Origin of the sequence: Prauserella flavalba (genome assembly GCF_003202235.1) — a bacterium.
GTDB classification, from domain to species: domain Bacteria; phylum Actinomycetota; class Actinomycetes; order Mycobacteriales; family Pseudonocardiaceae; genus Prauserella_A; species Prauserella_A flavalba.
The window spans coordinates 517354-536555 of sequence record NZ_MASU01000005.1 but is presented as its reverse complement, the minus strand read 5'-3'; the positions used below and the strand labels follow the sequence as shown (position 1 = coordinate 536555).

General features: G+C 71.5%; 21 protein-coding genes. 14 read left to right on the top strand and 7 right to left on the bottom strand.

The annotated features are described in order from the left end of the window. Nucleotide 1: 1 nt before the first annotated feature. Nucleotides 2-751, bottom strand: coding sequence for a ferredoxin reductase (locus BA062_RS09890; RefSeq protein ID WP_425452887.1), 750 nt, complete (start codon nucleotides 749-751; stop codon nucleotides 2-4). Continuing rightward, nucleotides 721-1320, bottom strand: a complete 600-nt coding sequence (locus BA062_RS09885; RefSeq protein ID WP_110335761.1) for a sulfite oxidase-like oxidoreductase — start codon at nucleotides 1318-1320, stop codon at nucleotides 721-723. Before BA062_RS09885 ends, BA062_RS09890 begins: the two co-directional genes overlap by 31 nt. Before the next feature lie 172 nt (nucleotides 1321-1492). On the opposite strand from BA062_RS09885, the gene BA062_RS09880 reads away from it, so the two are divergent. The 5 genes from BA062_RS09880 to BA062_RS09860 all read left to right on the top strand — a co-directional run bounded on the left by BA062_RS09880 (nucleotide 1493) and on the right by BA062_RS09860 (nucleotide 6127). Further along, nucleotides 1493-2362, top strand: coding sequence for an MHYT domain-containing protein (locus BA062_RS09880; protein ID WP_245959753.1), 870 nt, complete (start codon nucleotides 1493-1495; stop codon nucleotides 2360-2362). Between the two features lie 65 nt (nucleotides 2363-2427). Then, a complete protein-coding gene (locus BA062_RS09875; protein WP_110335760.1) occupies nucleotides 2428-4704 on the top strand; it encodes a sensor histidine kinase in 2277 nt (758 codons plus the stop codon). Between the two features lie 31 nt (nucleotides 4705-4735). Further along, a complete protein-coding gene (locus BA062_RS09870; RefSeq protein WP_110335759.1) occupies nucleotides 4736-5170 on the top strand; it encodes a roadblock/LC7 domain-containing protein in 435 nt (144 codons plus the stop codon). Further along, nucleotides 5167-5538 (top strand): DUF742 domain-containing protein, encoded by a 372-nt coding sequence (locus BA062_RS09865; protein WP_110335758.1) that lies wholly within the window; start codon nucleotides 5167-5169, stop codon nucleotides 5536-5538. Before BA062_RS09870 ends, BA062_RS09865 begins: the two co-directional genes overlap by 4 nt. Beyond that, nucleotides 5519-6127, top strand: a complete 609-nt coding sequence (locus BA062_RS09860; protein WP_110335757.1) for a GTP-binding protein — start codon at nucleotides 5519-5521, stop codon at nucleotides 6125-6127. The genes BA062_RS09865 and BA062_RS09860 overlap by 20 nt, the downstream gene beginning before the upstream one ends. Here the strand turns inward: BA062_RS09860 and BA062_RS09855 are convergent. The 3 genes from BA062_RS09855 to BA062_RS09845 all read right to left on the bottom strand — a co-directional run bounded on the left by BA062_RS09855 (nucleotide 6124) and on the right by BA062_RS09845 (nucleotide 9717). Further along, nucleotides 6124-8283 carry a transglycosylase domain-containing protein gene (locus BA062_RS09855; RefSeq protein ID WP_110335756.1) on the bottom strand — a complete coding sequence of 720 codons (2160 nt, stop codon included), beginning with the start codon at nucleotides 8281-8283 and terminating at the stop codon, nucleotides 6124-6126. The genes BA062_RS09860 and BA062_RS09855 overlap by 4 nt on opposite strands. Nucleotides 8284-8365: 82 nt before the next feature. Then, nucleotides 8366-9169, bottom strand: coding sequence for an alpha/beta fold hydrolase (locus tag BA062_RS09850; protein WP_110335755.1), 804 nt, complete (start codon nucleotides 9167-9169; stop codon nucleotides 8366-8368). Then, nucleotides 9166-9717, bottom strand: coding sequence for an OsmC family protein (locus BA062_RS09845; protein ID WP_245959752.1), 552 nt, complete (start codon nucleotides 9715-9717; stop codon nucleotides 9166-9168). Before BA062_RS09845 ends, BA062_RS09850 begins: the two co-directional genes overlap by 4 nt. A gap of 87 nt (nucleotides 9718-9804) precedes the next feature. Here BA062_RS09845 and BA062_RS09840 point away from each other — a divergent pair, with 87 nt between their 5' ends. The 7 genes from BA062_RS09840 to BA062_RS09810 all read left to right on the top strand — a co-directional run bounded on the left by BA062_RS09840 (nucleotide 9805) and on the right by BA062_RS09810 (nucleotide 15773). Continuing rightward, nucleotides 9805-10449 carry a maleylpyruvate isomerase family mycothiol-dependent enzyme gene (locus tag BA062_RS09840; protein WP_110335754.1) on the top strand — a complete coding sequence of 215 codons (645 nt, stop codon included), beginning with the start codon at nucleotides 9805-9807 and terminating at the stop codon, nucleotides 10447-10449. A gap of 86 nt (nucleotides 10450-10535) precedes the next feature. Then, nucleotides 10536-10796: an amphi-Trp domain-containing protein gene (locus BA062_RS09835; protein WP_110335753.1), complete on the top strand. Its 261-nt coding sequence runs from the start codon at nucleotides 10536-10538 to the stop codon at nucleotides 10794-10796. A 142-nt stretch (nucleotides 10797-10938) separates the two neighbouring features. Beyond that, nucleotides 10939-11637 carry a FadR/GntR family transcriptional regulator gene (locus BA062_RS09830; protein ID WP_110335752.1) on the top strand — a complete coding sequence of 233 codons (699 nt, stop codon included), beginning with the start codon at nucleotides 10939-10941 and terminating at the stop codon, nucleotides 11635-11637. 86 nt (nucleotides 11638-11723) lie between these two features. Then, complete coding sequence (locus BA062_RS09825; RefSeq protein WP_110335751.1) at nucleotides 11724-12590, top strand: NAD(P)-dependent oxidoreductase; 867 nt, start codon at nucleotides 11724-11726, stop codon at nucleotides 12588-12590. Nucleotides 12591-12601: 11 nt separating this feature from the next. Then, complete coding sequence (locus BA062_RS09820; protein WP_110335750.1) at nucleotides 12602-13918, top strand: MFS transporter; 1317 nt, start codon at nucleotides 12602-12604, stop codon at nucleotides 13916-13918. 17 nt (nucleotides 13919-13935) lie between these two features. Further along, nucleotides 13936-14784: a transketolase gene (locus BA062_RS09815; protein ID WP_110335749.1), complete on the top strand. Its 849-nt coding sequence runs from the start codon at nucleotides 13936-13938 to the stop codon at nucleotides 14782-14784. Further along, on the top strand, nucleotides 14781-15773 hold the full coding sequence (locus BA062_RS09810; protein ID WP_110335748.1) for a transketolase family protein: 993 nt from the start codon (nucleotides 14781-14783) through the stop codon (nucleotides 15771-15773). The genes BA062_RS09815 and BA062_RS09810 overlap by 4 nt, the downstream gene beginning before the upstream one ends. Nucleotides 15774-15796: 23 nt before the next feature. Here the strand turns inward: BA062_RS09810 and BA062_RS09805 are convergent, their stop codons facing one another. Beyond that, nucleotides 15797-16987 carry a fumarylacetoacetate hydrolase family protein gene (locus BA062_RS09805; protein WP_110335747.1) on the bottom strand — a complete coding sequence of 397 codons (1191 nt, stop codon included), beginning with the start codon at nucleotides 16985-16987 and terminating at the stop codon, nucleotides 15797-15799. Nucleotides 16988-17145: 158 nt separating this feature from the next. Here BA062_RS09805 and BA062_RS39775 point away from each other — a divergent pair, with 158 nt between their 5' ends. Further along, on the top strand, nucleotides 17146-17304 hold the full coding sequence (locus BA062_RS39775; RefSeq protein WP_168213912.1) for a hypothetical protein: 159 nt from the start codon (nucleotides 17146-17148) through the stop codon (nucleotides 17302-17304). Here the strand turns inward: BA062_RS39775 and BA062_RS09800 are convergent. Next, the gene (locus BA062_RS09800; protein WP_110335746.1) at nucleotides 17279-18265 is read right to left on the bottom strand and encodes a sugar phosphate isomerase/epimerase family protein; all 987 of its coding nucleotides are present in this window, start codon (nucleotides 18263-18265) and stop codon (nucleotides 17279-17281) included. The genes BA062_RS39775 and BA062_RS09800 overlap by 26 nt on opposite strands. Nucleotides 18266-18410: 145 nt before the next feature. Between BA062_RS09800 and BA062_RS09795 the strand changes: the two genes are divergently transcribed. Continuing rightward, nucleotides 18411-19130 (top strand): GntR family transcriptional regulator, encoded by a 720-nt coding sequence (locus tag BA062_RS09795; protein WP_210406811.1) that lies wholly within the window; start codon nucleotides 18411-18413, stop codon nucleotides 19128-19130. The last annotated feature ends 72 nt before the right edge of the window (nucleotides 19131-19202 follow it).

Genomic DNA, 19202 nt, shown 5'->3' with positions numbered 1-19202 from the left:
GTCAGGCGGGGCCGAACCGCTCCGTCCGCACGCGGCGTGCGTCGTGCCCGAGCGCGAGCAGCAGATCCGCCACCGTCTCCACGAAACCCGTCGGCCCGCAGACGAAACAGTTCGGAGCGAACTCGGCAGGCCAGCCGTGGCTGTTGAGCTCGGCGAGCCCGAGGCGGCCCGGCGCCGTGCGCGCGCCGTCGGGCGCCTTGCGGGTATAGACCAGTCGCACGTCGACGCCCGGCCGCGGGGTTCGCAACTCGTCGGCGTAGTACACGTCCTCGGGCGTACGAACCGAGTAGATCAGCCGGAACGGCGCGCGGCTGCCCACCTCCTCCCGCGCACGCAGCATGGCGCGCAGGGGCACGATCCCCGACCCGCCGGCGATGAGCAGCACCGGGGCCGGGTCGGCGGGCCGCCAGACGAACCAGCCGCCGATCGGCCCTCGCAGTTCGAACGGGTCGCCGATCCGCATCTCCTCGGTCAGGAACGGGGACACCTCACCGTCACCGATCCGCTGCACGGTCAGCTCCACGCGGTCGCCGCCCGAGGGCGCGGCGAGCGAGTACGGGCGTTCGGCGCGGTAACCGTCCTGCGCCGTCAGCCGGACGTCGACGTGCTGGCCCGCGAGATGACCGGGCCAGCCGGGCACGTCGAGCAGGAGTGTGCGCGCGGTCGGCGTCTCGTCGCGGTGACCGGCGAGCCGGGCGACCCGCCAGTCAAGGCGGCCCATCAGTCCCCCTGGTACCGCTGCTCGCGCCACGGGTCGCCGTAGTGGTGGTAGCCGGAGGACTCCCAGAAGCCCGGCTCGTCGGCGTGTGAGAGCGTCAGCCCGCGCACCCATTTCGCCGACTTCCAGAAGTACAGGTGCGGCACCAGCAGCCGCGCCGGGCCACCGTGCTCGGAATCGAGCGGCTCTCCGTCGTACTCGTAGGCGATCCACGACTGCCCGTCGAGCAGGTCCTCCAGCGGCACGTTGGTGGTGTAGCCGTCGAACGAGTGCGCCATCACGAAGTCGGCAGCCGTGTCGACGCCAGCCAGCAACGTGTCCAGTGCCACGCCCCGCCATTCGGTGTCCAGTTTGGACCAGCGGGTGACACAGTGGATGTCCACCCTCGGCGTCTCGGCGGGCAGGGCGAGGAACTCCGCCCACGTCCACGCGTGCGTTTCCCCGGTCTCGGTCTCGATCGTGAACCGCCAGCCCTCGGGCCGCACCCTCGGCGTCGGGCCCGCGGACAGTACCGGGAAGTCCTCGGCGAGGTACTGGCCCGGCGGCAGCGCACGGTCCCGCTCACGGCGCCGGCCCCGGAAACCGGGAGTCACGATGTCCATGCCGCCAGGCTTCCCGCAACCGGCGCCCCGGCGCAAGGCACCGGTCACGGCGACACCCGCCGGAAACCTTCGCGACAATTGCGGTCAACGGGAGCAAAATCACATGTTGATCTCTGACCGGCAATTCGGTGTCCCGGCCAGTAACTAACTATGAACCTACTTCGTAGTACTATTGTCACTTTCAACGGAACTGAGTTACTGTCCTGCTCCAGCAAAACTCGGGGGAGGAGGAGTTGCTTTCGATTGGACGACAATGAATCAGATCGGCTCGATGACGGAGCTCGGTTTCGGCTGGATAACCCCCATTCTTTCGTACGTGATGGCCTGCGTCGGCAGCGCGCTCGGACTCCGGTGCACGGTGCGCGCGCTCGCGGCGGAGGGTCGCGCCAGGCGCGGCTGGTTGATCAACGGCGCGATGGCGATCGGCACCGGCATCTGGACGATGCACTTCATCGCGATGCTGGGCTTTGGAGTCACCGGCACCGACGTGCGCTATGACGTCACCCTCACCGTGCTGAGCCTGATCGTCGCGATCGCCGTGGTCGGCATCGGCGTGTTCGCCGTCGGCTACCTCTCGTCGAGGACGCTCGCCGTATTGCTCGGCGGTCTCGTCTCCGGAATCGGCGTCGCCGCGATGCATTACCTCGGAATGGCGGCGATGCGCCTGTCCGGATCCGTCAGCTACGACCCCGTCGTGGTGGCGCTGTCGGTGATGATCGCCATCGCCGCGGCGACGGCGGCGCTGTGGGCGACGCTGACGATCCGTGGCCCCGCGGCCGCCGTCGGGGCCTCGCTGGTGATGGGCGTCGCGGTGAGTGCGATGCACTACACGGGCATGGCCGCGGTCGAGGTCGACGTGCACGCGGCACACGGCGCCACCCCGGGCGCGACGCCGATGCAGTTCATCTTCCCGCTGACCGTCGTACTCGGTTCCTACCTGTTCCTGACCTCGGCTTTTGTCGCGCTTTCCGCCCGGCCGCCGAAAATCACCGACGAGGTGGAAAAATCATCGGACCAGGCCGGTTCCCAGCTCGCACTTTGACGACGCGCACGCATTTTCGGCGCTTCGCACCCTGATTTTACTTTTTGCTCCGAGATGGAGAATGCATGTCCGTGCGTCACGGTTTGCACGCCACTGAAACGCGCCCGCAACCAGTTCGGCAACGGTTACGCCCGAAAACGATCCGGGCGAAGATCGTCGCCCTGCTCCTGGTCCCGGTCGTCTCACTCATGGTGCTGTGGGCGCTGGCGACGGTGTCCACCGTGCAGGAAGCGTGGACGTTGCGGCAGCTCAGGCAACTGAGCGCCCAGCTCTCCGCGCCGGTGGACGGCGTCGTCGCCAGCCTGCGCGCCGAGCGCGCCGCCGCAGCCGTGCTGCTCGCCCGCCCCGGCGCCGGCGAGCAGGCGGAACTGGACCGGCGAAAGGCGGGCACCGAATCCGCGCTGCGGGCGCTGCGCACCGGAGTCGCCCTCACCAGCGCCGACATCGCGAGCCTCGCCCCCGGCGTCAACGAGCGGCTCGGCGCCATCGAGCAGGCGTTGTCACGCCTGCGAGCCGCCGAGGGCACCCGCGACTGGCAGACCGCCTTCACCGGCTACTCCGACGCCATCCAGGAGGTGTTCTCACTCGACGCGGCGCTGGCGAACGTCCAGAGTGGACTGCCGGAGAACGCGGTGCTGCCGCTGGCCAGGCTCGGTGAGATGCTGGCGCGGCAGGACGCCGTCATGGCCTCGGCGCAGGCCGCGGGCGAGCTGACGGCGGACCAGCGCCGCGCGTTCGGCGACGCCGTGGGCGGGCAGCGCCTGCTCGCGGGCGAGCTCAGCACGGGCTTCGACCAGGCCGCGCTGCCCGGCTACGAGCGGCTGCTCTCCGACGACTCCTACCGGTCCCTCACCGCGTTACAGAACGAGGTACTGACCGACCCGGGTGGCCGCCCCGTGACCAGCACGGTCTTCGCCGGCCAATGGGGCGCCGCGATGGAGACGGTGAACCAGGACCTCGGTGCGGTGCGGGCCTCGGCTTCGGCCTCGGCGTCCGCCGCGGCCGAGCAGGCCGGAGACTCGGCGCTGACGCGCGGCGCGGTGACCGTGACGCTCGGTCTGCTCGCCGTCGTGCTCGCGCTGGTGATCTCCGTGCGCATCGGCCGGGAGCACGTGCTGGAGCTGGTCGGACTCAGGGACTCCGCGCTGGAGCTCGCCCGCAACCGCCTGCCGAAGGCCATGCGGCGACTGCGGGCGGGCGAGAAGATCGACGTCGACGACGTGCCGGTGGTACCGCCGGGCGACGGCGAGATCGGCGAGGTCGGCAGCGCGCTCAACGCCGTCCAGGGCGCCGCCCTGCGCGCGGCGGCCGAACGCGCCGAGCTGCTCACCGGCGTCTCCGGCGTGTTCGTCACACTGGCACGGCGCAGCCAGTCGCTGGTGCACCGTCAGCTGAGCCTGCTCGACACGATGGAGCGGCGCATCGAGGATCCCGCCGATCTGGAGGATCTGTTCCGCCTCGACCACCTCGCCGCCCGCATGCGCAGGCACGCCGAGGGGCTCATCATCATGTCCGGCGCCACGCCCGGCCGCGTGTGGAGCGAGCCGGTCCCGCTCATGACCGTGCTGCGCGCCGCCGTGGCCGAGGTCGAGGAGTTCCAGCGGGTCGAGGTACGGCGGATGGCCGACGTCGCGGTGCAGGGCTCCGCCGTCGCCGACCTGACCCACATGGTCGCCGAGCTGGTGGAGAACGCGACGTCCTTCTCGCCCCCGAACACGACGGTGCTGGTGAACGGCGAACCCGTCGGCGCGGGCTTCGTCGTGGAGATCGAGGACCGCGGCCTCGGCATGCGGCCCGAGTCGATGGCCGAGGCCAACCGGCGGATCTCCGAGGCACACCAGCTCGACCTGTTCGACAGCGACCAGCTCGGCTTCTTCGTGATCAGCAGGCTGGCGAACCGGCAGGGCATCACGGTGACGCTGCGCCGCTCGGCCTACGGCGGCACCACCGCGGTGCTCCTGCTGCCCAGCTCGATCCTCACGACGATCGCCGAGCCGAAGGCGCTCGTGCGCAGCGGCGCCGCCACCAGGCAGCCCGCCGCCGTCGCGGCCGCGCCCGAGCCCGAGCGCGCACCGGCGGCGCCGGATCCCGACCGGCCCCCGCCCGATCCCCCGCGGCAGGCGCGGCAGCTCGCACCGGGCTCCGACGGTCCTCCGCCCACCGCGGACGGCGAGACCGGCGGCCTGCCGAGGCGAAGGCGGCAGGCCAGCCTCGCGCCGGGCCTGCGGACCGCGACGGAGCGGTCCCCCGGCCCGGCCCCGGCACCACAGGGCTCCCCCGAGCAGGCGCGCGCGACGATGTCCGCCCTGCAGCGGGGCTTCATCAGAGGGCGCAACGAGTGACGCGTCCTCCAGGCACACACGGAGGAGAACGATGGTCGAGGCCACCGACAGCAGCCAGGAGCTGAGCTGGCTGCTGGACGAGATGGTGGGCAACGCGCCCCGCGTCAGACACGCACTGCTGCTGTCCGACGACGGGCTCCCCATGGCCGGTTCGGCCGGGATGAGCAGGGAGGAGGGCGAGCACCTCGCGGCCGTGGCATCGGCGTTGAACAGTCTCGCGAAGGGCGTCGGCAGGCAGTTCGACGCCGGCGCCGCCCGGCAGACGATGGTGGAGCTGGAAGGCGGGTTCCTGTTCGTGATCACGGCGGGGGGCGGCACATGCCTCACGGCGTTCGCGGAGGCCGGTAGCGACATCGGGCTCATCGCCTACGAGATGGCGCGCCTGGTCGGCCGGGTCGGCGAACACCTCTACACCGCACCACGCATGAACGGGCACCCGGTCCTGCAGGAGGGAACCGGGCCGTGAGCGACAACGGGCGCTGGTACGGCGACGAGTCGGGTCCCATGGTGCGGCTGTACGCGCTGACCAAGGGACGGGCCCGGCCGGCCGGCGAGTACCTGGACGTCATCGCGCTCGTGCTGGCGAGTACCCGCCCCGAGTACGACCTGACGCTCAGCCCCGAGCAGGCCACCATCCTCGAGCTGTGCCGCGACCGCGCGTTGTCGGTCGCCGAGGTGGCCGCGAGGGCAGCGCTCCCGCTCAACGTCGCCCGCATCCTCATCGCCGACCTGCTCGACGCCGGGCACATCCGCGTCACCCAGCCGAATCCACCGGGCAGACTGCCCAACGACCAGATCCTGAGGGAAGTCCTTGATGGCCTTCGTGCCCTCTGAGCGGCCGGTCCGTCGTGCCGCCCCGTTCACCGCCGTGAAGATCGTGATCGCCGGAGGCTTCGGCGCAGGCAAGACGACGATGGTGGGAGCCGTGAGCGAGATCCGCCCGCTGCGTACCGAGGAGTCGCTCAGCCAGGCGGGAGCCGGGATCGACGACACCAACGGCGTCGAGCGCAAGACCACCACGACCGTCGCGATCGACTTCGGCCGGATCACGTTCGACGAGCGGCTGTCGCTGTACCTGTTCGGCACCCCGGGCCAGGACCGGTTCTGGTTCCTGTGGGACGACATCAGCCACGGCGCGCTCGGCGCCGTGGTGATCGCCGACACCCGGAGGCTCGAGGACTGCTTCCCCTCGGTCGACTACTTCGAGCAGCGCGGGATCCCGTTCGTGATCGCGGTCAACTGTTTCGACGGGTCCCGGCGGTACCGGGTCGAGCAGGTCGCCGCGGCGCTCGATCTCGACCCCGGCACGCCGGTGCTGCTGTGCGACGCGCGTGACCGCACCTCCGCCAAGGAGGTGCTGATCGCCGTGGTCCAGCGAGCGCGGCGCCAGCACCACGCCCGCGCAGGCGGCGACGGTCGTTAGTCGAAGCGCTCGTACCTGGGGTCGCTGGCGGGCAGCGGCAGCGCGGGCTCGCCCTCGAGGATCTTGCTCATCGCACCGAACCACGTCCGGGCGGGCGTCTTGCCACCGAACATGTTGCCGCTCTCGCCGGGCACGGCGCTCACGTTGCCGGGCCCGCCGTCGTAGAGGCCGCCGTTGGGCAGGTCGGGCCGGAACACCATCGCCGCGCCCGCGAGCTGCGGCGTGGCGCCGAGGAACGCCGCGGAGCCGTTGACCTGGGTGGTACCGGTCTTGCCGATCATCGGGCGGTCCCAGCCGACGCCCTGGGCGGCGGCCGCCGCGGTGCCTCCGGGCAGGTCGTCCTTGCTCATGCCGACGGCGAGCGTGTTGGCGAGGCCCTCGGGCACGGCCTGCTCACACGGCTGCTCCTTGATCGGCATCGGGTTGCCGTCGCGGTCGGTGATCTCCCCGATCGGGGTCGGCGGGCACCACACGCCGCCGCTCATGATCGTCGCGGCGACGTTGGCGAGCTCCAGCCCGCTCGTCGGGCTCACGCCGAGGGTGAACGAGCCCTTGCCGGGCGAGTTCGCGGAGGGCCCGAAGAACTGGGTCTGGCTCTGGCTGACCTCCTGGCTCTCGGCCTCCGGGTCCACCGCGCCGCCGTTCGCCGCGTTGGACGCCATCGTCTTGCGCAGGCCGAGCTTGCTCGCCATGTCGACGACGGCCTTCATTCCCGCCTGCTCCTCCAGGATCACGAACGCGGTGTTGGGCGAGGTCTGCAGCGCGGTCTGCAACGTCATCGAGCCGCTGCCGCCCTCGCTGGCGTTGGTGACGCAGTAGCCGCGCGTGTAGGGCGCGATGTAGGGACACGGGGCGGGGCTGCCGCTGAACACCTGGGACACGTACGAGCTCGGCGACTGGATCGTGTCGTAGATCCCCACCTTGCCCGTCGCCATCGCCGCCGCGGCGGTGAAGACCTTGTAGCTCGACCCTGCACCGGTCACGTTCGCGACGTCGGAGGGCAGCGCGTACTCGGTCTGCCCCGCCTCCGCGTCGGGCCCGTAGTCGCGGTTGGCGGCCAGGGCCACCACCTCGTGCCGGTCCTTGCCCGGCCTCACCAGCGACAGCGTGTTGGCGACGTTCTCCTCCATCTTGCCGACCTGCTCCTCGGCCGACTGCTTGGCGAGGTGGTTGGCCTCCCGGTCGAGCGTCGTGCGGATCGTATAGCCGCCGGTGTAGAGGTCGTCCTTGGTCATGCCCTGCTCGAGCAGGTAGTCCTCGACGTACTGGCAGAAGAACCCGTGCTCGGGGCCGGCGCCGACGCAGTTCGCGGCGGGCTTCTCCGGGCCGTTCGGCACCACGCCCAGCGGCTCGGCCTTGAGCCGCTCGGCGTCCTCCTCGGACAGTTTGCGGTTCTCGACCATCTTGTCGAGCACGAAGTTACGCCGCTCCGTGGCGCGCTCCGGGTTGTTCCACGGGTCGTTGGCGACGGGGTTGTTGACCATGCCGGCCAGCAGCGCGCCCTGCGTGACGGTGAGCTTGTCCGGCGTCGTGCCGAAGTAGGCGTGCGCGGCGGCGCCGACGCCGTAGATCTGGCGGGAGAACTCGACGACGTTGAGGTAGCCGGCGAGGATCTCCTCCTTGCTCATCTTCGTCTCGAGCTGGATCGCGACGCGCGCCTCCTTGAGCTTGCGCGCGATGGTCGCCTCCTGCGCCCGCTGCTGACCGAGCTGGTCGTCGCGGTAGGTGACGTTGATGAGGTAGTTCTTCACGTACTGCTGGGTCAGCGTGGAGGCGCCCTGCGTGTCGCCGCCGGAGGTGTTGCTGATCGCCGCGCGCAGGGTGCCCTTCCAGTCCACCCCGTGGTGCTCGTAGAAGCGGCGGTCCTCCACGGAGATCAGGGCCCACTTCATGGCCTCGGAGATCTGGTCGGGCGCCGTCGGGATGCGGTACTGGTCGTACAGCGTCGCGATCGGGCTGCCCTCCCGGTCGGTGACGGTGGTCACCAGCGGTGGCGGGTCGTCGGCGAGGTCCGAGGACATGGACTCCACGGTGTCGCTCGCCTCGTTCGACATCACCCCCGCGGCGCCGACGACGGGGAACAGGATCCCCGCCACCAGCACGCCGGCGAGCAGACACAGACCGAGCATCTTGAAAAGGCCGTCCCGCATACGCACGCGGGCAAGGGTACGCAAGGCGGCGTTGGCTTCCGGTGATCCCCTGACCTCACCGTGTCGCCACCGGGTGGGGTAATGGCGGTCACAGCCCCAGCGCGAACGCCGTCGCATCGGCGGCGAGCGCCGCGGGCGCGTCCCACGCGAGGAGGTGTCCCGCGTCGGGGTAGGTGACGAGCCGCGCGCCGGGCGTGGCCGCGACCAGCCGCTCCTGGTCCTCGCGGCCGAGGAGGGCGTCGCGCTCGCCCCACAGCACCAGCAGCGGCACGGTGAGCACGCCGGTCTCGGTCGGCGGGCGGGCCTCGGTCAGCCCGGCGAGCACGGCGCGCCACACGCGTGCGGGCAGCTTGGCGTTCTCGGCCAGCATCTCCTGGACGAAAGACTCCGGCAGTGCGGCCGTCACCGGGATCGTGCCCAGCACCTCCCTGGCGAGGTCCTGGCCCACCGGGTCGGACATGCGCTCGACCGTGGCGGCGAACGGCGGCCGCAGACCGTGCAGCCCGCGCGGCGACCCCGCGAGCACGAGCCCCAGCACCCGGCCGGGCCGGTCGATCGCGCAGCGCTGGGCGACGAGGCCGCCGCTGGAGTGCCCGAGCAGCACGGCACGCTCGAGGCCCACGGCGTCGAGGAACGCGGGGACGTCGGCGGCGAGGTCGGCGAGCGCGTAGCCGTGCTCGGGCTTGGTGGAGTCGCCGTGCCCGCGCGGGGTCACCGCGTACACGTGCAGCGCGGGCGGCAGGTGCGGCAGCAGGGGCTCGAAGAAGCGGTGGGAGTCGGCGTAGCCCGGCAGCAGCACCACGGGCACGCCGGAGGGCTCGCCCTGCTCCGCGAACGCGAGGGTGACGCCGGTGGCGAGCGTGGCCCGGTGCGCGGCGGGCGGTGCGCTCATGACCACGTGACCGTGACGGCGACCGGTTCGGACAGTGCGAGGTAGACCGGGCACCGGTCGGCCCACGCGCGCCGCAGTGTCTCCAGCCGGTGCTCCGGGTCGGGCGAGTCGAGGCGGATGTCGAGGGACAGCCCCGCGAGCCTGGGCTCGGTGCCCGCCATCCCGGCGAGGCCGCGCAGGTCCTGCCCGCACCGGGCCACGGCCGTCACGTCGTCCAGCCGGACTCCGCACTGCGGTGCGAGGACGTCACGGAGGAACGCGACGGCGCCCGCGGCGAGGGCGCCGAGCAGGTACAGCGTGGGACTGGGCGCGCAGTTGCCTCCGCCCACCGCTCTCGGCAGGTCCGCATACCACGCGAACGGGCTGCCCTCCACCCGCACGCGCTGCTCCCCGGGCGCCGCGGTGGCGGTGACCGCCGGTTCGGACGCGGCCGAGGCCGGGTCCGCCGCGAGCTTGGCCAGGTGCTCCTCGAGAACGACACTCAGCACGGCGGCCTCCCGGTCACACTCGCGGCCACGCAGCCGGATCACGCGGGCGCCTGCGGTCACTGTGGACGGTCGCGGCCGGCTCTCGGACGTCCAGTGTCATCCCGGTCGTGCCTGTTCACAAGGGCCGGGCGGTGCGATACTCCGGCGATGGGCGAGCTGGCCGCGCTGGTGCGGGCGCAGCGACTGAACCTCGCGGACTTCCTCGAGGGCCTGGCACCGGACGACTGGGCGGTGCCGTCGCTGTGTGCCGGGTGGACGGTCCGTGACGTCGCCGCGCACCTGGCCTGGGCGCCAGCGCAGCGGCCGCCGCAGCTGCTGAGGCTGCTCGTGCGCAGTGGGTTCAGGGTCAACCGGCTCAGCGCCGACGCGGCGCGGCGCTGGGCGGAACGGGGCCGGGACGCGATACTGGCGCAGCTGCGGGCCAACGCGGCCAGCGGCGCACGGCCGCCGGGGACCCCTGAGGTGGCCGCACTCGCCGACGCCGTCGTGCACGCACTCGACATCCGCCGCCCGCTGGGCCGGACCACGCCACTCGACCCGGCGGCGTTCCCCATCGTGGCGGACCTCTTCACCACGATGCGGTGGCCGCTCACGATCACGATCGGCGGCCACGCGCGCACGGCGATCCGCGGACTGCGGCTGGTGACCTCGGACCTCCCGTGGTCGCACGGCGAGGGCCCCGAGGTGCGGGCGAGTGCCGAGTCGCTGCTGCTCGTGCTCACCGGCAGGCCCGTGGCCGACGGCGAACTGTCCGGTCCCGGAGCGAGCACGCTGCTGGCCCGCCTGCGCTGACCCCGGTGCACGCGTGGTGACGGCGCACCGATTGAATGCGCGGGTCAGCCAGATGTAGGCGAAATGCCCAGAATCGGAGGGTCACCGTGGCCGACGCCGAACGTGACATCGAACGCTTCTACTCCACGGGCGAGGTGGTCGCGAAACTGCGCCGGCTCGCCGACGCGCTGGAGACCGAGACGCCGTTCCGGATCCAGGTCGCCGGTGAGCGGATCCGTGTGCCCGCGCGTGCCGAGTTCTCCATCGAGCACGAGCGGAGCGACGGCGAGGAGGAGATCGAGTTCCAGCTCACGTGGAAGCTCGACGGGGACAGCGCCGACGAGGACGACGAGCAGCCGGTCGTCTGAGCTGGTGACGGGTCTCCCGGGCCCCATCGCCCGGGAGACCCCCCACTTCCAAGATAGGTTTAACCAATGTCTTGACATGCTGGTAACCCGCCCCTAATGTGGCCGCATTGGTTAAACCAAAGCCCTACATGGAGGTGGGTGCATGGGCGTGGACCTCTCCTACCTGGTCCGCAGCCTCGCCGAGCAGGCGACCCCCGAGCCCGAGACCGGCCGGCTCCGCCTGCCCACGGAGCGGGAGCTCGTGACCTCACTGGAGGTCAGCAGGGGAACGCTGCGCGAACAGCTGTCGATGCTGGAGCTGCTCGGCTTCCTCGATCGCACGCAGGGCCGGGGCTCCTACCTCGGCGCTCCCGACGCGGCCTTCTTCCAGCTCTACTTCGACCTCTCCAGCCAGCTCGGCCACCTGAGCGGCAAGCAGTTCCGCTCCGCCCGCGAGATGCTGGAGATCTCCGTCGCCGAGGCCTCCGCCCGCCTCGCCACCGCCGACGACGTCGACGACCTGCGCGGCCTCGTCGACGACATGGTCCGGGCCAGCAGCGAGGGCGACGACGAGCGGGCACTCGAAGCCGATCTCGAGTTCCACCGCCGCCTCTTCCACATCGTCGACAACCCGATCTTCAGCCTCCTGCACGACGGCCTGAGCCACGTACTGCGCACCGAGGTGATCGACCGGCGCCGCGCCGCCGTGGAACGGGAACCGCTCGCCGAGGGCAAGACCCGCGTCATCGACACCGTCCACTACGGAATCGTCGAGGCCGTCGGCGAACGTGACGGCGAGGGCGCCCGCACCGCGATGCGCCGCCACTTCGACGTCTGGTCGTCGCTCACCGGCACCGGCTGACCCTGCGACCCCGCTCCCCCAACGCCCCGCTCAGCGGCATCGAGCGCGGGTGTGGCTACCCCCTACCCAGAAACAGGAGAACCTCCATGAGCGAATCCGCCGTCGTGTTCGTCGGCGCGGGCGCGATCGGCAGGCCGATGGTGAGCCGCGTGGCCGCCGCCGGGCACGCCGTCGTCGCCGTCGACCCCGCGCCACAGGCCAGGGAATGGGCCTCGGCCAACGGAATCCCCGCCGTCGCGGCCTTCACCGAGGCTCCGCGCTCGGAGTTCGTCGTCGTGATGGTGGCGACGCCGGCTCAGCTGGCGGCACTCGTCGACGAGGCGCTGACCGGTGACGTGGCCGGCCAGCGCTGGATCATCATGAGCACCGTCGGCCCCGACTCCGTGCGGGAGCAGGCCACCCGGCTCACCGCGGCGGGCGCCCGCGTGCTCGACGTCCCGGTCACCGGCGGGGTCGCCCGCGCCCGCACCGGCGAGCTCACGCTCTTCGCCTCCGGCCCCGCGGAGGAGATCGCGGCCGCGCGACCGGTGCTGGACCGCTTCGGCACCGTGCGCGAGGTGGGCACCGCGATCGGCGACGGGCAGGCCATCAAGGTCGTCAACCAGCACCTGTGCTCGGTCCACATCGTCGCGGCCGCCGAGGCGCTGGCGCTCGCCGGCAGGCTCGGCCTCGACCGCGAGCGGGTGCTCTCGCTCGTGGAACAGGGCGCGGCGGGCTCATGGATGCTGTCCGACCGCGGCCCGCGCATGCTCCAGGGCACCGACGTGGAGGTCACCAGCACGATCGGGATCTTCGTCAAGGACAGCGACCTGGTCGCCTCGGCGGCCCGCGGCGCGGGCGCGGACACGCCGCTGCTCGACGTCGCCAGGGAACGCTACGACCGCGCTGCCGCCGCCGGGCTCGTCCAGCGGGACGACTCGCGCGTCATCGAGACCTACACCGAGACCGAGTAGAGGGAGCCGTCATGTCCTCCGTCCCCGATTCCCGCAAGGACAACCCGGCCAAGGTGTCGGTCGCCTCGATGATCGGCACCGCCGTGGAGAGCTACGACTTCTTCATCTACGGCACCGCGTCGGCCGCCTACTTCGGCAGCGTGTTCTTCCACTCCGGCAACGACCTCGTCGGCGTGCTGGCCTCGTTCGCCACGCTCGCCGTCGGCTTCTTCTTCCGCCCGCTCGGCGGCTACCTCGCCGGGCACTACGGCGACCGGCTCGGCCGCAAGAAGGTCCTGCTGTGGTCGCTCACCGTCATGGGCATCGGCACCGTCCTCATCGGAGTGCTGCCGACCTACGGACAGGTGGGTGTGCTCGCGCCCATTCTGCTGATCCTGCTGCGCATCCTCCAGGGCATCGGCTTCGGTGCCGAATGGGGCGGCGCCGTGCTGATGGCGGTGGAGCACTCCCCCGAACGCAAGCGCGGCTTCTACGGCGCCGTGCCACAGATCGGGATCCCGGCGGGCCTGCTGCTCGCCAACGGCGCGTTCCTGCTCTCCGAGGCGCTGTTCGAGGGCGACTGGGTGTGGCGGATGCCGTTCCTGCTCTCGGTGGTGATGATCGCGGCGGGCATGTTCATCCGGATGCGGATCTCCGAGTCGCCCGAGTTCACCGAGATGAAGGAGCGCAAGGAGATCCGCAAGGCCCCCGCGCTCGACGTCATCCGGCGCGACTGGCGGGTCATCGTGCGCATCATGGCGCTGCGCCTGGCCGAGACCGGCGGCTACTACGTCACCACGAGCTTCCTGCTGTCGTACGTGGTGCTGGCCTCCCTCACCGACAAGGAGAGCGTGCTGATCGGCACGATGGTCGGCTCCGCGCTCGGCCTCGGCAGCCACCTGCTGTTCGGCGCCCTGTCCGACCGGATCGGCCGCAAACCGGTGTTCCTCATCGGCTCGCTGTTCACGATCGCGTTCGGCATCCCGATGTTCCTGATGGTCAACACCGGCGCGCTGATCATGGTGATCGTCGCCGTCGCGCTCGGCCTGCTGTTCTCGCACGACCCGATCTTCGCCGTGGAGTCGTCGTGGTTCTCCGAGCAGTTCCCGCGCGACGTGCGCTCGTCGGGCATCTCGCTGGGCTACAACGGCGCCTCGATGGTCGCCGGGCTGCTGCCGTTCCTCGCGACGGCGCTGTACGGCTGGATCGGCTGGACCGGTCCGGCACTCCTGTTCGTCCTGCTGGGCGTCGTCTCCACCGTCGCCGCCGCGTTCACCCAGGAAACCGCGCCGGTCAAGACCGGCGCCACCGCCAAGGACGCCGGCAGGCCCGCCGCGGCCGTGAGCTGAAAGGAACAACCGCCATCATGACCACCACCAGGGCCGAAAAGGTGCGGGACGCGGCATACCGCATGCGCCACCACATCCTCGACATGGGCGAGGTGCAGGGACAGGGCTACGTCGGGCAGGCGCTCGGCGTCGCCGACCTGCTCGCCGTGACCTACGCGGACCAGCTGCGCTTCCGTGCCGACGACCCACACTGGCCCGACCGCGACCGGTTCCTGCTCTCCACCGGGCACTACGCGATCGCGCTGTACGCCGCCCTCGCCGAGGCCGGCACGGTGCCGGTGAGCGAGCTGGAGACCTACGGCTCCGACGGCTCCCGGCTGCCGATGTCGGGCATGGCCTCCTACACGCCCGGCATGGAGATCTCCGGCGGCTCGCTCGGTCACGGGCTGACCGTCGCCGTCGGCATGGCGCTCGGCCTGCGCCTCAAGGGCAGGCACCAGCGCGTCTTCAACTTCCTCTCCGACGGCGAGCTCGACGAGGGTTCGACGTGGGAGGCCGCGATGGGCGCCGCCCACCACCAGCTGGGCCTGCTCACCGCCATGGTCGACATGAACGCGCTGCAGGCCGACGGCCCCACCAAGGGCGTGCTCGGCATCGAGCCCGCCGAGGAGAAATGGGAGGCGGCGGGCTGGTTCACGCAGCGGGTCGACGGCAACGACATCGACGCACTGCTGGCCGCCTTCGACGCCGCCGCCGAGCGGGCGCGGCCGGTGGGACAGCCGTCGGTGATCCTGTGCGACACCAGGATCGGCCGTGGCGTGCCGCTGCTGGAGACCAGGGAGAAGGCGCATTTCATGCGCATCGACGAGGACGAGTGGCAGCTGTGCCGCGACCAGCTGACCGAGGGACACGAAGGAGCACGATGACCACCGCCACCAAGCGCCTCACCACCTCGGCGATGATCGCGTCGTTCGCCGACCCCGGCCAGCGCACCGCGAGCGCCCCGTTCGGGCACGCGCTGGCAGCCCTCGCCGAGCGTGACGACCGGATCGTCGGCCTCACCGCCGACCTCGGCAAGTACACCGACATGCACGTGTTCGCGCAGGCCCACCCCGAGCGGTTCTTCCAGATGGGCATGGCGGAACAGCTGCTGTTCGGCGCCGCCGCCGGCATGGCGGAGGTGGGCCTCGTGCCGTTCGCCTCCACCTACAGCGTGTTCGCCGCCCGGCGCGCGTACGACTTCCTGTGCCTCGACATCGCCGAGCCGAAGCTCAACGTCAACATCGTCGGCGGCCTGCCGGGGCTCACCACCGGCTACGGACCGAGCCACCAGGCGACCGAGGACGTCGCGATCTTCCGGGGCATGCCGAACCTCACGATCGTCGACCCGTGCGACTCGGTGGACATCGAGCAGGCGGTGCCGCAGCTGGCCGAGGCCGAGGGGCCGACGTACCTGCGGCTGCTGCGGGGCAAGGTGCCGACGGTGCTCGACGAGTACGACTACACCTTCCGGCTCGGCAAGGCCGCCGTGCTGCGCGGCGGCACCGACGTCGTGTTCGTCTCCAGTGGACTGATGACGATGCGCGCCCTGCAGGCGGCCGAGGAGCTGGCGAAGCACAAGGTGGACGTCGCCGTTGTGCACACCCCCACCATCAAGCCGTTCGACGCCGAGACGGTGCTGGCCGAGGTGGACAGCGACCGGCTCGTGGTGACGCTGGAGAACCACACCGTCGTGGGCGGCCTTTTCGAGACGGTCGCCTCCGCCGTGGTCTCCCGTGGCCTCGGCAAGCGCGTGGTGCCGATCGCGCTGCCGGACGAGTTCCTCGACGCGGGCGCGCTGCCGACCCTGCACGAGCGCTACGGCCTCGCCACCGACACCGTGGTGGCGAAGGTGCTCGCCGAGCTGGACCGCTGACCTTCCGCCGCACGGGGCACTGTTCAGGTGAGCAGGCCCCGCGCGGCGAGGTTGCGCATCAGCGCCGTGACGCCGTAGGTCCACGGTGGACAGTCGTCGCAGAAGCGGACCTCGTGGGTGAGCGTGCCGAGCTGGGGCGCCGAGATGCGCACGAGGTCGCCCTCCCGGTGCGTGAACCCGCCGCCGGGCTCGTCGCGGTCGGCCACGGGCGCGAACATCGTGCCCAGCATGAGCACCACGCCGTCCGGGTACTGGTGCTGCGGGCCGATCAGCTGGGCGACCAGGTCGGCCGGGTCCCTGCTGATCTCGCTGTGCGCCGACGAACCGGTGAGCGTGAAGCCGTCGCGCCCGGTCACCTCCAGGGTGACCGTGGTGGTGCGGACGTCGTCGAGGCCGAACGTGCCGTCGAAGAGCCGCACGAAGGGGCCGAGCACGCACGAGGCGTTGTTGTCCTTCGCCTTCGGCAGCAGCAGCGCGGAGCGGCCCTCGTAGTCGCGCAGGTTCACGTCGTCGCCGAGGGTCGCGCCGACGATCCGGCCCGCGGAGCTGACGAGCAGCGCGATCTCGGGCTCCGGGTTGTTCCACTCCGACGTGCGCAGCACCCCGGCGCTGCTGCCGGTGCCGAGCGAGGACAGCGGCAGCGCCTTGGTGAAGATCTCGGCGTCCGGCCCGATTCCCACCTCCAGGTACTGGCTCCACTCCCCGCGCTCCACGAGCAGCCGCTTGAGCTCAGCCGCCTCGGCGGAGCCGGGCCGCAGCCGCGAGAAGTCGGAGCCGACGAGCTCGCCGATCTCGCGCCGGATGTCTGCCGCCGCACCCGGATCGCCGAGCGCGCGTTCCTCGATCAGCCGTTCCAGCATCGAGATCACGAACGTCACGCCCGCGGCCTTCACCGGCTGCACGTCGACGGGCGCGAGCAGCCGCGCTCTCGCCGGGTCGCCGGGATGGGCGACCGTGTTGGCGAGCAGCTCGCCGAGGTCGCCGAGCCGCTCGCCGTCGGTCTCGGCGAGCGCACTCGCGGGGTCGGCGGTCTCCGCGAGGTCGGCGACCGTGGCGAACCGGTGAGACACGTCTACGACCCCGCCGGCGCGGACGGCGACCGGCGACGGTCCGCCCGCGGCCGGGTTCCACGCCCGGCCGAGCAGCGTCCCGGCGAACCCGTCCTCGGGCAACGTCGCGTCGGCGGTCAGCTCCAGCAACGAGGTGGCGGCCATGACACCTGCTTCCGGTCGGCGGTCGGGGTCCACATTGTCGACGGAGATCGCGGCGGGCGATACGGCCGGGGGTGGGAAGATCGGCGGATGGATGCCCTGTGGCGGGCCTGGGACGCGGTCGCCGGTGGTGAGCCGCCCGGCGTCCGTCCACCGCGGCGGTGCGGGACGTCGGGAGCCTGCTGACCGATGTGGGCGACGGCACGCTGGCCGTCGCCCCTCCTGGCCGCTACGACGGGCACGCGCTGCGCTGGCCCGGCCTCACCGAACACGGCGGTGCCGAACCGCGGTGGCTCAGCGCTCCAGCGCGGCCAGCTTGACCTCCAGGATCCGGCGCAGGTACTCGCGGTTGCTCGCGCACACCGACAGCCCGTCGCCGCCGTAGTGCTCCACGCAGATCGGCCCGGTGAACCCGCACGCGAGCGCGATCTCGATCGCCCGCCGGTAGCTGATCATCCCGGACTCCAGCGGCGCCGGTGTCGCGAAGTACGCCCCCGTCGCGGGGTCGTGATCGCGGTAGTAGTTCTTGATGTGCCAGTAGTTCGAGTGCGGCAGGGTGCGCAGCAGCAGCTGTTCCCAGTCCTCGATGGGCCGGTGCAGCCGCACGAGGTTGCCGATGTCGGGGTTGAGCCCCACGTTGGCCAGCCCGACGTCCCGGTGGAGCGCGACGGCGCTGTCGGCCGTACCCAGGTAGGTGTCCTCGTACATCTCCAGCGAGACCTGGATTCCCGCGGTCGCCGCGCGCTCGCCGATGGCGCGCAGCGAATCGACCGCCTTGGCCCAGGTCCGCTCGTCGCCCACGGGGTCGGCGGGGCCGGGCTCGGTCCAGAACCACAGCGCGGCCCGCTGCGCCGGGGTGAGAGGCCGGTGCAGTCCCACCGACACCACACCGATGCCGAGCCGCGCCGCGGCGTCGACGGTGCGCAGGCTGTAGGCGACGTTCGCCGCGGCGACGTCCGGGTCGGGGTCGATGACGCTGCGCCGGGTGACGGAGATGGCGCTCACGCCGAGTCCGTTGTCCGCCAGCACCCGCTCCAGCGTGGCGAGGCCCTCGGCGTCGAGGTCGCCGGGGCGCAGCCAGCTGTCGGTGAGGTCGACGTGGTCGAACCCGGCCGCGGCCACCTCGCGCAGGACCGCCGACCACACGCGGGCGCCCGCCTGCTGCACCACGACCCCGTCCGGGGTCACCGAGGGGAACTGCAGCAGGGCGGCGCCGATGGGCCATTCGCGCGCCGAGGGGAAGGCGGCCCGCGCCGTGGCGGGCTCGGCCAGGTTGGTCATCGTCGACTCCGAACGTCGTTAACGGGTGCCAATATCCTATAGGATTCTCCGGGAACCGGACAAGATCGTCAGCGCGCCGGACGGGAGGGCGCCACGCCGTGCTGGGATATCCTCACGCCGTCAGCAGCCCGCAGGAGATGAACGAGTGACGACCAAGCCGAACGCCCGCGCCGCAGCGGGATCCGTCGACCGGCGGGCACTGCGCGACGGCGTCTACGACGCGGTGCTGGAGATGCTGCTCGACGGCACGACGCCGCCCGGCAGCTCGCTGAGCATCGACTCACTGGCCCGCGAGCTGGGCGTCTCCCCCACCCCGGTGCGCGAGGCACTCGTGCAGATGGAGCACACCGGCCTGGTGTCCCGCACGGCGCTCAAGGGCTACCGGGTGGCGCCGCCACTCGGGCCCGAGCAGATGGCCGAGCTGCTCGACGCGCGCACGATGCTGGAGCTGGCCGCGGTGGAGCGGGCGGTGCCGCACACGGAGTCGTTCCTGCCGGACCTGAAGATCGCGCACGCGGAGCACGTGCTCAGCGCCCACCGGGTGCGCAGGCGCCAGCAGCAGCACGGGCAGCCCCCCAAGGGCTACGCCGACCTGCGCGAGTACTTCAACGCCGACTGGGAGTTCCACCTGGTGATCATCCGGGCGGCCCGCAACCGGTTCCTGCTGCAGATGGCCGAGTCGCTGAGCGCCCACGTGCACCGGCTCCGGCAGAGCGCCGACCTCGGCGTCTACGACCTCGACCAGGCGGTCGCCGAGCACGCGGAGATCATCGCCGCGTTCGAGTCCGGCGACGACCTCGCCCCGGTGGAGGCCATGCGCAGCCACCTCGCCGGCGTTGCCGAGCGCTCGCTCGAACAGGCCTGAGCGCGCCGGTCGCTCGAAATCCGATCTTGCCTTTTGCCCGGGCGATGTCCTACGGTCTGCTGCATATCCAAT

Coding starts and splice junctions, on each gene's coding strand:
- BA062_RS09875 (WP_110335760.1), top strand. CDS start 2,428: ATGTCCGTGCGTCACGGTTTGCACGCCACTGAAACGCGCCCGCAACCA.
- BA062_RS09815 (WP_110335749.1), top strand. CDS start 13,936: ATGACCACCACCAGGGCCGAAAAGGTGCGGGACGCGGCATACCGCATG.
- BA062_RS09870 (WP_110335759.1), top strand. CDS start 4,736: ATGGTCGAGGCCACCGACAGCAGCCAGGAGCTGAGCTGGCTGCTGGAC.
- BA062_RS09805 (WP_110335747.1), bottom strand. CDS start 16,987: ATGGCCGCCACCTCGTTGCTGGAGCTGACCGCCGACGCGACGTTGCCC.
- BA062_RS09810 (WP_110335748.1), top strand. CDS start 14,781: ATGACCACCGCCACCAAGCGCCTCACCACCTCGGCGATGATCGCGTCG.
- BA062_RS09840 (WP_110335754.1), top strand. CDS start 9,805: ATGGGCGAGCTGGCCGCGCTGGTGCGGGCGCAGCGACTGAACCTCGCG.
- BA062_RS09830 (WP_110335752.1), top strand. CDS start 10,939: ATGGGCGTGGACCTCTCCTACCTGGTCCGCAGCCTCGCCGAGCAGGCG.
- BA062_RS09825 (WP_110335751.1), top strand. CDS start 11,724: ATGAGCGAATCCGCCGTCGTGTTCGTCGGCGCGGGCGCGATCGGCAGG.
- BA062_RS09885 (WP_110335761.1), bottom strand. CDS start 1,320: ATGGACATCGTGACTCCCGGTTTCCGGGGCCGGCGCCGTGAGCGGGAC.
- BA062_RS09820 (WP_110335750.1), top strand. CDS start 12,602: ATGTCCTCCGTCCCCGATTCCCGCAAGGACAACCCGGCCAAGGTGTCG.
- BA062_RS09860 (WP_110335757.1), top strand. CDS start 5,519: ATGGCCTTCGTGCCCTCTGAGCGGCCGGTCCGTCGTGCCGCCCCGTTC.
- BA062_RS09850 (WP_110335755.1), bottom strand. CDS start 9,169: ATGAGCGCACCGCCCGCCGCGCACCGGGCCACGCTCGCCACCGGCGTC.
- BA062_RS09800 (WP_110335746.1), bottom strand. CDS start 18,265: ATGACCAACCTGGCCGAGCCCGCCACGGCGCGGGCCGCCTTCCCCTCG.